Origin of the sequence: Pseudomonas sp. SWRI50 (assembly GCF_014269095.1) — a bacterium.
Taxonomy (GTDB): domain Bacteria; phylum Pseudomonadota; class Gammaproteobacteria; order Pseudomonadales; family Pseudomonadaceae; genus Aquipseudomonas; species Aquipseudomonas kermanshahensis.
This window is the reverse complement of the sequence record NZ_JABWRW010000009.1, coordinates 66,495-79,511: the sequence shown is the minus strand read 5'-3', so window position 1 is coordinate 79,511 and position 13,017 is coordinate 66,495. Positions and strand designations below refer to the sequence as shown.

Genomic DNA, 13,017 nt, shown 5'->3' with positions numbered 1-13,017 from the left:
GCGACGGCCCTGATGGCCCTGGCGCTGCTGCAAGGCTGCGCGGGGCGTCGCGAAGAAGAGCCTGAAGCGGACCCGGCCAAGGTGCGCGCCCAACTGATGCGCTTATTACCCGCGCAAGCCAAAGACCGTGCAGGCTGGGCCAAGGACATTCAACAGGCCTTCGAAGCCCAGCGCATTGCGCCTAGCAAAAGCAACCTGTGCGCGGTACTGGCAGTGACCGAGCAGGAGTCGACCTTCAACGCAGACCCACAGGTGCCCAACCTCGGGCGCATCGCTCGCGACGAAATCGACCGTCGCGCCGCGCGCCTGCACATTCCCCGCCTGCTGGTGGATGGCGCGCTGAAGACGCCTTCCGGCAACGGCCAGAGCTACCAGCAGCGGCTGCTGGCCGTGCGCAGCGAGAAGCAACTGAGTGCGCTGTACGACGAAGTCATTGCCCGCCTGCCACTGGGCAAGACCTTGCTGGGTGGGCTCAACCCGGTGCACACCGGCGGGCCGATGCAGGTCAGCATCGACTTCGCCGAAAAGCACGCCAAGGACTACCCCTACAGCTATGAAGGCACGATCCGCCAGGAAGTGTTCAGCCGCCGTGGCGGCCTGTATTTCGGCATTGCTCACCTGCTAGGCTACCCGGCGCATTACGATCGCCAGCTGTACCGCTTCGCTGATTTCAATGCAGGTTGGTACGCCAGCCGCAATGCGGCGTTCCAGGCGGCGCTGAGCAAGGTGACGGGCACCAGCCTGGCGCTGGATGGCGACCTAATTGCCCCCGGCGCGATCATGCCCGGTACCACCGAGCTGGCGGCGCGCAAATTGGGGGTGAAGCTGGGTTTGCGCAACCCACAGATTCGCAGCCAGTTGGAGTCGGGTGACAGCCTGGCCTTTGAAGACAGCAAGCTGTACAGCGGTGTGTTCGAGCTGGCGGATGCGGCGGCAGGTAAACCGGTGGCGCGTGCGGTCTTGCCGGGGATCGAGCTGAAGAGCCCGAAGATTACCCGTAAGCTCACCACCGCGTGGTTTGCGGGCAGGGTGGATGAGCGGTACCAGCGGTGCATGAAGCGCTGAATGTCGATGACCTGTGCCGGCCTCTTCCCGGCCAGGCCCGTCACCGACGGAGACCTGTGGGAGCGGGTTTACCCGCGAAGAGGCCAGTACAGGCGGCATCAGCTTTCGCTCAAGGCGCCAACCACCTGCTCAACACTGGCCTTCAACCCCGCCACCGCATCATTGGCATCACTGTCCACCACCACCAACCGGGCTCCTGCAGCCTTGATCACCTCGGCCACCGCCGGCTCCGGCTGGCGATGGTCCAGCACCAATGCCACGTCCTGACTTTTCAGGTTTTCCCCCAGCGCCTTGAGCGCCGCCGCATCCCACTTGCCCTCGGCCGGCAGCGCCTGTTCCACCACATCCAGGTTCAACCCGCTGGCCAGGTAACCCAAGCGCTCGGACAGGCTGACCACGGTCAAGTTGTCTACCTCGGCCAGCTGGGTCTGGCTGCTGGCCGTCAGCTCCAGCAGCTGGCGCTTGAGGCCGGCCAGGTTGCCTTGGATCTTCGCCTTGTCGGCCGGCGACAACCGTTCCAGGTCATTGGCCACCACATCGGCCATGCGCCCAAGGTTGGTCGGGTTCAGCCACGGGTAGGCGCCGTAGGCGTCGTCGCCGGTCACCGCAATCCCTGGCAAGGCGCCGTCCACCGGGCGCGCTGCATCAATTTCGACGATGCGGATATTGCTGCGCCGGGCCATCGGGTAGAGGGGGTCGTCACGCCAGATCGAGCGCACCCCGATCACCGCGTCGGCCTGTTGCGCGGCGTTTGCCAGGCTTTCGCCGCCGCGGCTGCTGAAGTACGAAGGTTGGCGGCTGGCCGGCAGGTTGGCAGGCGCTGCGCGCTTGAGCTGCACCGAAGTGCCGTCGAGCAGGGCGGTGGCCAGGCTGTGGGTCACCGGCAAGGTGGTGAGCACTTGCGTGGCAAAAGAGAGCGAAGGCAGGCCCGCCAGGGTCAGTGCCAAGGTCAGCTGTTTCAGGTTCATGCCGGGTTTCCTTGCAGGCGTGGAACAAGCGCACGGGCCAGCGCGGCCAGTGCGAAGCAGATGCCGGCGACCAGGATGATCGCAGCGCCGGAAGGTACCGGCAGGTCGCAAACGATCGGCAACAAGATGCCGAGCAGGGTGCTCAGCGTGGCGATCAGCACCGAGATAAAGAAAAAGCCCTTGAGCGACTGGCTGACCAGGCGTGCCGCAGCCGCCGGAATCACCAGCAGCGCACCGACCAGAATCGCCCCGATCACCTTCACCGACGCCACCGTGACCAGGGTCACCAGCACCACGAACAGGTAGTCCAGGGTCTTCACCGCCACCCCGCGTACCGCCGCCAATTGCGGGTTGAAACTGGCCAGCATGATGCGGTTGTACAGCGGCAAGGCCAGCGCCAGCACCAGCACCGCGACGATACCCAGCACCACCAGGTCCTGGGCGCTGACCGTCAGCACCGAGCCGAACAGCACGTTCTCGAGGATGTGCACGTTGATCTTGCCCGCCAGCATCAGCAGCAGGCTTGCGCCCAGGGCCAGGGACACCGACAAGAACACGCCGATCAGCGTATCCGGTGACAACCCGGTGCGGTTACGCAGGAAGTTGAGCAGGATGCCGAACAGCAGGCAGTAACCAAACAGGCTGCCATAAGGGCCGGTATACGGCTCGCCCAGCAGGATGCCGATGGCAACCCCCGTGAGCGCGGCATGGCCAACCGCCTCGGAGAAGAAGGCAAAGCGCTTGACCACCACCAGGGTGCCCAGGCCGCCCAGCACCGGGCCGATCATCAGGCCGGCCAACAGGGCATTGACCACGAACCCGTAGGCCAGCGCCTCGGGCAGGTAGCCGGTGTTGGCCCATTCCTGGACCAGTTGGCGAAATGCTTCAAAACTCATGAGGCAAGGCTCTCGCTGCGCGGGTGAACGGAGAACAGGCCAAGCAGGCGCTCTGGGGTCAGGGCCTGTGCGGGTGGGGCGTCGAACAGCACCTGGCGGCTCAGGCCAGTGACCCGGTCGGCCAGGCGCAGCACGGCCTCCAGGTCGTGCTCAATCCACAACACGGTGGTGCCAGCCTGGCGCCAGCTGTGCAGCAGCTGCTCGAACACCTGAATGCCCGCTTCGTCGAGGGCCGACATGGGTTCATCCAGCACCAGCAGTTGCGGCTCGGGAATCAGCCCCTGGGCCAGCAGCACCCGTTGGCGTTCACCGCCGGACAGCGCGCCCATGCGCCGCTTGCGCTTGTCGAGCATGCCGACCCGGGCCAACGCGGCATCGATGGCCGGTTGCACGCGGCGTGACAGGCCGAGGAAGGCGGGCCGGCGCTGGCACATGGCGGCCATGAAGTCGTCCACGGTCATCGGCAGGCCACGGTCGAACTCCAGCGCCTGGGGCACGTAGCCGATCACTTCGTGGGGGCTCGGCCAGTGCAGGGTCAGTTGGCCCTGGTGCGGCATCTGCCCGAGCAAGGTCTTGATCAGCGAGCTTTTGCCGCCGCCGTTGGGGCCGACGATCGCATGCACGCTGCCGGCCGCCACGCTGAAGCTGACCTGTTCGAGAATGCGGGTGCGGCCCAAGGTCAGGTCGATGCCGGCAAACTCGATGCGCGGGCCATTGGCCGCGGCGAGGTGGGCGGCGGCGGTCATGCGCGGTTCTCCTGGATGGCGCGGACCACGGTGTCGAGGTTGCGCTTCATCTCCACTTCGTACTTTTCCTTGGTGTAGTCACCGTAGGAAATGTGCGTCAGCGGGTACAGGCGCACGCCCGATTCGCGCTGAATGGTCTCGACATAGGCGGACGGGAAGTCCATCTCCGAGAAGATCACCTTCACGTCCAGCGCCTTGAGCTGGTCGATGGTCTTTTTCAGCTGGGCCGGGCTTGGCTCGATGCCGTGCGCCGGTTCGACCACAGCAGTGACCTCCAGGCCAAAGTCACGCACCAGGTAGTCGTAGGCCGCATGGATGGTCGCCACGCGGAAGGTCGCGCTGGGCGCTTCGGTGACCTTGGCCAGGGCCTCCGCGCGCAGGGCGCGCAGGCGTTTGGCATAGGCGCGGGCATTTTGCGTGTAGAACTTGGCGTTGTCCGGGTCGAGCTTGCCCAGTTCGCGGGCAATGTTGTTGACCTGGGCGATGGTGGTGCTGATCGACAGGAAGGTGTGCGGGTTGACCACCTTGCCGGCGCCACGCGCGGCGATGCCGGTGGCGGCCAGCAACGGCACATTCTGGTTGGCCTCGATGGTGGCGATGCCGGGCTTTTCGCTGGCCGCTATCATGCGGTCGGCGAAGTCGTCATGGCCCACGCCGTTGAGCACCACCACGTCCAGCGTGCCGATGCGTTTGATGTCCTCCGCGCGCGGCTCGTAGGCATGTGGGTTGAAACCCGCCGGGATCAGTGGCACCACTTTGGCCTTGTCACCGACAATGTTGCTGACGTAGCTGTAGTACGGGTGCAGGGTAATGCCGATGCGCAGGGGCTTGCCGTTATCGGCCAGGGCCAGTGCCGGCAGGGCAAGGGCCAGGAGCAGGGCGAGGGCGGAGCGGAACATGGGGGAGTCCTTGGGTTCAGTGACGGTGTTCGCGGGTGACCCCGGCGTCGTAGTGGCTGACCACCTGTTGCCAGCCGGCGGCGATCAGGGCGGCGTGGCCCAGGTCGTCCGGCGTAACGGCGGCGCTGTCGCGGCGTAGCCACACATCCGGCTGGCCAGTGCTGTCGTCAGGCAGAATCAGCAGCAGGCTGCCGGCCACCTGAGGGGCCTGGCTGCGGCCCAGGTAGGCGCCAGTTGCCAGCCACGACCACTGGTGGCCACCGCGGCTCTGGCTGCCCGCATCGACCACAAAAGGTGGCAAGCCGTCGTCGGCCAGGGCTTGTACGCTGGGCACGGCGGCGGTTTCCTCGCGCAGCAACTGGATCTCGTCGAAGGCCACGCGCAGGTCGGTGTACAGGCCTTGTTCGGCGGGGGTCAGGTCGCGGCGGGCGTCGATCTGGTGGCTGGCGATGGTCTGTTCGTCCTCGCGTTCGCCACGCAGCATCACCACCGTGGCGGCAAGCACCACGATCAGCAGGCTGACCAGCAGCACGTACAGGGTTTCGTGGCCGGCGCCGGCCGGGCGGACTACCTGGGCGCGGTTCATGGCTGGGCTATTCATGGCCGGGCTGTTCATGGTTGGGCAATGTCGGCGTAGTCGACTTCGACGACATGCCCAGGGCCTGCATCGAACAGCACGTAGAACTCACCGTCGGGGCGTTTGAAGGTGAGGGTCGAGTCGTCGCCGAGCTTGCCGCCGACCAGCACCTGCTCGTCATAGCCGATCACATCCAGGGTCACCCCAGGGGCGCCGCTGCCATCCGAGAAACCGCCGGTGCATTTGACCTGGCCGCTGGCCACTTCTTCGCATTCGCACATCGGGTTGTGGGCCAGGGCAGGGCCTGCGGCCAGTACCAGCAAGGGCAGGGCGAGCTTACGCATCAGGTGTTTCATTTCTTGCCTCCTTGTTTCTCGAGCCAGGCCACGGTGGCGGGCGATGCCTTGGCCAGGGGGACCGAAGCCTGGTGCATGCTGCCGTCCCAGCCTTCGAGGGTGATCCAGATCTGTGCATCAGGCTGGGTGCGCGGCGGTATCAGCAGGTTGGTGCCCATGCGGTACGGCGCGCCGAAGAAAATGGTGCCAGCAGCGCGCAGGCTGCGCGGCTTGCCGATGCGCAGGTAGACGGCCTTGACGTCATTGATGCAGGCCTTGCACAGCGAGGCGCTGAATGACTTGAAATGGCCGGCGGGGCCGTCGGCGCGTGGTGCCTCGTCGCGCAGTTCGGCCAAGTTCAGGCTGTAGGGGCCGACCTGGATGTCGCTGATCACGTTCGCCCCCAGCCCGGCGTCGCCGCGGAACAGTCTGGCGTTTTCGAAGTACTTGGGCATGAAACCCAGCGGGATGAGGATCAGCAGGATGTTCAGGTGGAAGCGCCATTTCAGCCACCACTGCTTGAGCGGGCTGGCGGGCAGGGTCTTGGCCTGGCTCATGGGCGGATCTCCACGGTGCTTTCACGGCTGGCCGCGCGTGGCGCACGCTCGCTGCGCTTGAGGGCGGCGGCGGTCGCCTGGGCGGTGCGTTTGGTCCAGATCAACAGGCCGCTGAACACCATCAGGGTGAGGACCAGGCCAAAGAAGAACCAGATCAGCTTGATCGCCAGGCCGCCAAAGTCGCCGGTGTGCAGGGGGCGCATGGACTCGGTGACGAACTCCAGGGCAGAGCGGTCGCTGATCAGGAACTGGCTGTCGACGTTGCTGGTGTAGGGGTTGACGGCGGCCGACTGGAACATCAGCGGGTACCAGCCGCGGCCACCCAGGGTGACATGGCTGTAGGCAGTAGCCGGCAGTGAGACGGAGCTGATCTCCAGGCCCGGGATCGCCAAGCCGGCGATGCGCGCCGCTTCATCCACATCGATGCGCGGTGCCTGGCTGCCATCGGCTGTCTGCGGCACATCCTCACGGGCGATGACCGGCACGATAGGTCGGCTGGAGATGCTGATGTTGTTGTCGAACAAAATCGCCTGGATCAGGAACCAGGTACCGGTAATGGAAATGACCGCGATGAACCAGATCGACCAAACCCCGGCCAGCCGGTGCAGGTCACCCCAGAAGATGCGCGAGCCATGGCCGGTGCGAACGGGCTTGAAGAAGCCCTTCCAGAATTTCTTGTAGACCACCAGGCCTGTGACCAGCGAGGCCAGCATCGGCAGGCCGAGTATCGAGACCAGGTACCAACCCCAGCTGAAGCCATTGGTGAAGGGCACCAGCCACCAGCCATGCAAGGCGCGGGTGAAGCCTTCGAAGTTGAAGTCCGGGCTCTTGCCCTGGATGGCCCCGGTGTACGGGTTGACGTAGAGCGTTGGGCTGGTGCCGTCGGGGAAGGTCACATCGGCGGTCAGGGCGAAGTGCGAGCCATCCGGCTGCCTCAGCGACTCAACGGCCATGTCCGGCTCGGCCTTGTGCAGGGCATCGAGCACCTGCTGGTAACTCAGGCGTTCGGCATCGCCGTCAGGCTTGCTGGCGCGCACGTCCGGGTTGGCCAGCCAGACAATCTCCTGGCTGACCACGGCGAGCATGCCGGTAAAGCAGACGATCAGCACGAAGAACCAGATCGGGAGGGCGAGCCAGCTGTGGACCAGGAACCACAACTTGGATTTGGATTTTTTCGGGGATTTGGCCATCTGATCGTCTTCTGAAATGTGTAGTCGAGCTTGTGCCCAACCAAGAGGGCTGCACTTATAAAGACGAATGAGAATGGAAATCCTGCCGTTTTAAATGCAAGCAAATGTTTCAGAAAGCGCAAGCCGGCCTTCGCGCAGGGCGACAGGCCGGCGAGTGAAGGCGGGAATCAGGCGCTGGTCAGGGCGACAGCCGGTTGCGAACGGCCATTGAAGCGCGACAGGTCCTGGTACAGCGCCTGGCCGATCTCGGCGGCGCGGGCGGGCAACACCGAGAGCAAGGTGTCGCTCAGGCCGTGGCTGTTCTCGCAGAAACCTTGCAGGTAAACCGACGCCTGCAGGTCTGGGCTGGCCAGTACCCGGTAGTTGCGGTCGACGCTGAAGTCGTCCAGGTAACCCGCCAGTGGTGCCAGCAGGTCGCGGTGCGAGCGGCGCTCGTAGCCGGTGGCCAGGATCACCGCATCGTAGCGGTGGGTCTGGTACTGGCCAGTGGCGAGATCGCGCAGGGTGAGTTCCAGGCCTTCGCGGGTGGCCACCACCGCTTCCACTTGGCGCCGGCACAGCACGTTGTGGCGGAACTGGTGGGCGACCTTCTGGCGGTAGAGGATGCCGTAGATGCGTTCGATCAGGTTCAGGTCGACCACCGAGTAGTTGGTGTTGTGGTACTCGCCCAGCAGCTTGCTGCGTTGGTCGGCCGGCTCGTTGTAGACCAGGTCGGTATAGCCTGGGGAGAAGATCTCGTTGACGAACGGGCTGTCGTCGGCCGGCTTGAGTGCCGAGCCGCGCAAGATCATGTCGACCTTGACCGACGGGTAGCTGTCGTTGAGGTCGATGAAGGCCTCGGCGGCGCTCTGGCCAGAGCCGATCACCGCGATGCGCATCGGCTTGCCTTCAGTGCACGGCAGTTTGTTCAGGCTGCTGAGGTACTGGGAGTGGTGGAAGACGCGCGGGTCATCTTTGAAGGCGCCGAACTTTTCCGGAATTTTCGGCGTGCCGCCGCTGCCGACCACTACCGAGCGGGTGCGGCGGCTGTATTCGCGGCCTTGTTGGTCACGCGAGACCAAGCGCAGGTGCTCTACCCGGCCGGCCGTCACTTCAGGCTCGATACGCACCACTTCTTCGCCATACACCGCCTGGGTGGCGAAGTGCTCGGCGGCCCAGCGCAGGTAGTCGTTGTACTCCAGGCGGCAGGGGTAGAAGGTGCCGAGGTTGATGAAGTCGGCCAGGCGCTGCTTCTGGTGCAGGTAATTGACGAAGCTGTAAGGGCTGGTGGGGTTGCGCAGCGAGACCAGGTCCTTGAGAAACGAAATCTGCAGCTCGCTTTGGGTTGCCAGGGTCTCGCCGTGCCAGCGGTAGTCTTTCTGCTTGTCGATGAACAGCGCGTCCAGGGCATGGCCCTGGGACTGAGCGAGCTCTTCCAGGGCGATGGCCAAGGCCAGGTTGGAAGGGCCGAAGCCCACGCCGATCAGATCTTTGATTGTTTCCTGCTGTGAGGACTGGCTCATGGCTGCGATTCCCTGAATGGTCGAATGTGGACGCCCGCCGGGGCTCCGGCTCCTGCGCAAGTACATGTGTTGGAACGAGCCACACGAGGGGGAATTTACTGGTGGGGTTAGAGGGTTTTGTCACCGCTGGCTAAAGAACTGCGTCCGGCGGCCGATAGGGGAGCCAAGGCAAGGACTCACCTGAAGGCAGGGAATCGGCATGACAGCAATATCTTTGAGTAACCTCCACATCAATGGAGTTTCCGCCCAGGCGATGAGCGCCGCAGCGGCCGCCGAGCGCGAGCAGGCCAAGCAGGCCGCGCAGAGCGAAAAAGGCGGGCCTTTGAGCATCAGTGGCGACACCTTGAAGGTGGGTGGCGGTGGCCAGGCGGAGTCGGCCCAAGGCAGCGAGAGCAGCGACGAGTCGGCAGCGGTGCAGCAGTTGCGGCAGATGATCAAGGAACTGCAAAAGCAGCTGGCTGAAGAGCAGAAGCAGTTGGCCGCATTGATGGCATCGAAGATGGAAGAGACTGCCAAGGCCGCAGCGGTGAGCGCCAAGCAGGCCAGCATCGCCACCCTGACTGGGCAAATCATGCAGGCGACCGCGCAACTGCTCGAAGCGCTGCAAGAGAGCGGTGGCAGCAGCGCAGGTGGGATGGTCAGTACCCAGGCCTAGGCCCTAACTGACAGGCCTAGGGCTGTTTGTAGGAGCAGCCTTGCGCTGCGAAGAGGCCAGTGCAGGCCCCTCACATCTAGGCCTTATGCACTGGCCTCTTCGCAGCACAAGGCTGCTCCTACACCCGTAGCCTCAGAAATCCCAGCGGGTCGTGACCATCAGGTTGCGTGGCTCGCCGTAGTAGGTGGTGTCGAAGTTGCCCAGCCCGGTCAGGTACACCTTGTCGAACACGTTGTTGGCATTGACCGTGAAGCTCAGGTGCTCGCTGTACTGGTAGCGCGTCATCAGGTCCACCAAGGTGTAACCCCCTTGCTTGATGCGCGTGTAGTCGCCAGCCGTCGGGCTGTAGATAGTGCCGTAGAACGCGCTCTGCCAACGTAGCCCACCACCGACGGTGACACGGTCCAGCGCGCCGGGCAGCCGGTAGGTGTTGAACAGCCGCGCCACATGCTCAGGCTTGGTGGTCGCCAGCGGGAAGCCGAACAGGCGGTTGTCGTCGGCGTCGCGGGTACGGGCGTAGGTGTAGCCGGCGGTGATGTTCCAGCCTGGGGCCAGTTCACCGGCCAGCTCCAGTTCGACGCCCTGGGTCGTGGCGCCGTCGATCGCTGTGTAGATGCCCTCGTTGGTGACCGGGTTGGTGCCGACGGAGGAGGCGACGTTGTCTTGTTCGATCCGGAAAAACGCCAGGGTAGCGTTAAGCCGACCATCGAAATAGGCCGCCTTCAGGCCCCCTTCATAACCATCGCCTTCCACCGGGTCGAGGGTGGCGCCATTGACGTCCTTGTACACCTGCGGCTGGTAGATCGAGGTGTAGCTGGCGTACACCGAGTAAGTATCGTCCAGGTCATAGACCACGCCGGCATACGGGGTGACGACGCCATGTTGCTTGTAGCTGGCGTGGGTGTCATCCAGGGACGAGGTCGGGTAGTAATCCTGGTCGTCGTTGTATTTGAAGGTGCTGACCCGGGTACCGAGGATCAGCGACAGGTTGTCAGTTGGCCTCAGGCGCGTGGCCACGTAAGCGCCGTTCTGGCTCTGGGTGGTGGTGTAGTCGCCGTTTTTCGGGAAGTCCTGTACCGCAATCTTGCCGTTCCAGTCGAAGATCGAGCCCGGTACCTGGGCGAAGGCACTGCCGTCGAAGGTGTCGCCGGTCTGGCGCGAATGCGAGGTCATGAAGCCTGCGACCAGGTCATTCTGGCGGCCGAACAGGGTGAAGGGCCCGGACACATTCAGGTCGGCGGTGTTCTGCACGCGGTGGCCTTCCAGCGCCCCCAGTAGAAGAACATGTCTTCGCCGGTTGTAGGGTTGGGGGTGCCGCCGCTGGCCGAGGCCAGGCGGGTGTCATGGTCGCTGATCATGTGGTTGAGGCTGAGCTTGACCTTCCAGTCATTGGCCAGGGCTTGCTCCAGCGAGCCGAAGTAGGTGGTGGACTGGAAGTCGCGGCGGCTCCAGTCGGCACCGGGGTTGTGCGACCGCGAAAAGTCGGTGCGGCTGCCGTCGGCAAAGTAGGTCGGGTTGCCAGTCCAGGAAGCGCCACGCGGCGTGGTGGTCTGGTTGTCGATGCCGAAGGTCAGCAGGGTGTCGGGCGTCAGGTCGGCTTCGAGAATGCCGTAGTAGACGTCCTTCTTCTGTTTGTAGTGATCCAGGTAAGACTTGCGGTCCTGGTACGCGCCGACCAAACGGCCGCGCACGCTGCCGCTGGCGTTGAGCGGGCCGGCGATATCACCTTCGGTGCGGTAGTTGTCCCAGGAACCGGCGCTGGCGGTGATCGAGGCCTTGAAGTCGTGGGTGGGCTTCTTGCGGATCAAGTTGACCGTGGCGGAGGGGTCACCGGAGCCGGTCATTAGCCCGGTCGCGCCCTTGATGACCTCGACGCGGTCGTAGGCGGCCATGTCGACGTGGGTCGCACCTTCGTCATAAACCCCGTCATAGATGGTGTTGACGCCATCGTACTGGTAGTTGGTGATGGCAAAGCCGCGTGCGGAGTATTCCATACGTTCGCTGTCATATGCCTGCACCGAAACCCCGGGCGTATTGCGCAGCACTTCGCCGATGTCTTGCGAGCCGTGGTCGTCGATGGCCTGGCGGGTGATCACGCTGACGGACTGCGGCGTTTCGCGCAGGGTCAGCGGCAGCTTGGTCGCGGTGGTCGAACCGCCGGTGGTGTAGGCGCCAGTGCCTTCGGTGATGTTGCCCAGGCCCTGGCCGTCGATGCGGCTGGGGGCCAGCTCTACCACGTCACCCTGGTGGTGGGTTTGCAGCAGCGAGTAGCGGCCGTCGCTTTCCTGTACGGCCTGCAGGCCGGTGCCGCTCAGCAGCATCTGCAGAGCCTGGTCCACCGGGTACTGGCCATTCAAGGCTGGGGAGCGTTTGCCGCGCGTCCATTGGGTGTCGAACGACAAGACGATGCCAGACGCTGCGGCAAAACGGGTCAGTGTCTCGCCCAGGTCGCCCTGCGGCAGGTGGTAGTCATGCGCTTGCGCGGCACAGGCTGCGCCTGGCCCGCCGAGCAATGCAGTCAGCAACAGGCAGGTGCGCAGGTCTGGCGCGCTGAACGGCCTGAGAGTGAAGCGGCAGGTCATCGTCGTTGTTCTCTGAAAGGTAAAGAGTCAGCCAGGGCTGGGGTTACCTATGAGTCGGATGAGCCGCGGCAAAGTGATCAGGCCTTGGCCATTTTTTTATGCGGCGGTGACGGTGACCCAGTAGCGGGTGCGGGCCTGCACCTGCACCGGCAGGGACGTGGTCAGCGCCCGCAGTATCTGGTCGGTGTCATTGAGCCGGTAGGTGCCGCTGATGCGCAGGCCGGCCACCGAGGGCGCGCAGCGCAGCCAACCGGGCCGATAGCGCGCGAGGTCGTTGATGAAGGTGTCGAGGCGCTGGTCGTTCACGATTAGCAAGCCGCGGCTCCAGGCATCAGCGGCGTTGGCCAAGGCCTGCACGACAGAAAAGCCTTGGCCATTGAACTGGCAGCTCTGGCCGTTGTTCACCGTCATCGCCTGGCCAGAGGCAAGCGCCACGCGTGCCTGTTGGCCAAACACCTCGAGCTTGCCGGCGTCGTCCAGCAACCGCACGGAAAAGCGGCTGTGGCCAGCCTCTACGGTGCCGTGCCGGGTCATCACGCTGCAGCGTTGCTGCGCGGGCACCTCGACCATGATTTCGCCTTGGCGCAGCCGCACCGACGGCTGTTCGCCGGTCTCGTCGATGTCAACGGAGGAGGCGGTGTTGAGCAGCACCCTGCCGCCGTTTTTCAAGGTCAGCCAGCGCTGTTCGCCCACGCCACTGCGCACGTCTGGCAACAGCGGCGCGTGCTGCATTTCGCGATAGCTGCCCAGGCCCAGGGCACTGCCCCCAAGCAACACCAGGCCGGCCTTGACCACGCGGCGGCGGGAGGCGTGGCGGCCGTGTGCGGCCACGGCCAACACCCGCGTGGTGGCTGGGGCATGGGGCGTGCTCATGCGTGTCTGCAAACGCTCGGCTTGCTGCCAGGCCCAGGCATTGACCGGTGCAGCGTTCAGCCACGCCTGCCAGGCACTGTACTCACTGGGCTGCGCCTCACCGCTGTTGAGCTGGCTGTACCAGTGCGCGGCCTGGCGCAGGGCCGCGAGTTGCTCGGTACTCAGGGCCATG

The 13,017-nt window shown here is 64.6% G+C and carries 12 protein-coding genes and 1 pseudogene; 2 read left to right on the top strand and 11 right to left on the bottom strand.

From position 1 onward, the window contains the following. The first annotated feature begins 12 nt into the window (after window positions 1-12). The gene (locus HU750_RS12155) at window positions 13-1,065 is read left to right on the top strand and encodes a DUF1615 domain-containing protein (protein WP_186679824.1); all 1,053 of its coding nucleotides are present in this window, start codon (window positions 13-15) and stop codon (window positions 1,063-1,065) included. Window positions 1,066-1,163: 98 nt separating this feature from the next. On the opposite strand, the gene HU750_RS12150 is transcribed toward HU750_RS12155, so the two are convergent. The 9 genes from HU750_RS12150 to HU750_RS12110 all read right to left on the bottom strand — a co-directional run bounded on the left by HU750_RS12150 (window position 1,164) and on the right by HU750_RS12110 (window position 8,735). Next, complete coding sequence (locus HU750_RS12150; protein ID WP_186679822.1) at window positions 1,164-2,033, bottom strand: metal ABC transporter substrate-binding protein; 870 nt, start codon at window positions 2,031-2,033, stop codon at window positions 1,164-1,166. Further along, the gene (locus HU750_RS12145) at window positions 2,030-2,929 is read right to left on the bottom strand and encodes a metal ABC transporter permease (protein WP_027596190.1); all 900 of its coding nucleotides are present in this window, start codon (window positions 2,927-2,929) and stop codon (window positions 2,030-2,032) included. The genes HU750_RS12150 and HU750_RS12145 overlap by 4 nt, the downstream gene beginning before the upstream one ends. Then, a complete protein-coding gene (locus HU750_RS12140) occupies window positions 2,926-3,675 on the bottom strand; it encodes a metal ABC transporter ATP-binding protein (protein WP_099454584.1) in 750 nt (249 codons plus the stop codon). Before HU750_RS12140 ends, HU750_RS12145 begins: the two co-directional genes overlap by 4 nt. Continuing rightward, window positions 3,672-4,574 (bottom strand): metal ABC transporter substrate-binding protein, encoded by a 903-nt coding sequence (locus tag HU750_RS12135; RefSeq protein WP_186679814.1) that lies wholly within the window; start codon window positions 4,572-4,574, stop codon window positions 3,672-3,674. Before HU750_RS12135 ends, HU750_RS12140 begins: the two co-directional genes overlap by 4 nt. 16 nt (window positions 4,575-4,590) lie before the next feature. Further along, entirely contained in the window at window positions 4,591-5,160 is a 570-nt protein-coding gene (locus tag HU750_RS12130) for a DUF6162 family protein (RefSeq protein WP_099428923.1), read from the bottom strand. 26 nt (window positions 5,161-5,186) lie between these two features. Further along, on the bottom strand, window positions 5,187-5,507 hold the full coding sequence (locus HU750_RS12125) for a hypothetical protein (RefSeq protein WP_027596194.1): 321 nt from the start codon (window positions 5,505-5,507) through the stop codon (window positions 5,187-5,189). Beyond that, entirely contained in the window at window positions 5,504-6,043 is a 540-nt protein-coding gene (locus tag HU750_RS12120) for a PA2404 family protein (protein WP_027596195.1), read from the bottom strand. Before HU750_RS12120 ends, HU750_RS12125 begins: the two co-directional genes overlap by 4 nt. Then, complete coding sequence (locus HU750_RS12115) at window positions 6,040-7,233, bottom strand: PepSY-associated TM helix domain-containing protein (protein WP_186679811.1); 1,194 nt, start codon at window positions 7,231-7,233, stop codon at window positions 6,040-6,042. Before HU750_RS12115 ends, HU750_RS12120 begins: the two co-directional genes overlap by 4 nt. A gap of 167 nt (window positions 7,234-7,400) precedes the next feature. Continuing rightward, a complete protein-coding gene (locus HU750_RS12110) occupies window positions 7,401-8,735 on the bottom strand; it encodes a lysine N(6)-hydroxylase/L-ornithine N(5)-oxygenase family protein (RefSeq protein ID WP_186679808.1) in 1,335 nt (444 codons plus the stop codon). Window positions 8,736-8,934: 199 nt separating this feature from the next. Between HU750_RS12110 and HU750_RS12105 the strand changes: the two genes are divergently transcribed. Further along, window positions 8,935-9,390 (top strand): hypothetical protein, encoded by a 456-nt coding sequence (locus HU750_RS12105; RefSeq protein WP_027596198.1) that lies wholly within the window; start codon window positions 8,935-8,937, stop codon window positions 9,388-9,390. A 132-nt stretch (window positions 9,391-9,522) separates the two neighbouring features. Here the strand turns inward: HU750_RS12105 and HU750_RS12100 are convergent. Then, window positions 9,523-11,972: pseudogene (locus tag HU750_RS12100) on the bottom strand (TonB-dependent siderophore receptor). Between the two features lie 96 nt (window positions 11,973-12,068). Continuing rightward, the gene (locus HU750_RS12095) at window positions 12,069-13,016 is read right to left on the bottom strand and encodes a FecR domain-containing protein (RefSeq protein ID WP_186679805.1); all 948 of its coding nucleotides are present in this window, start codon (window positions 13,014-13,016) and stop codon (window positions 12,069-12,071) included. Window position 13,017: the final 1 nt, after the last annotated feature.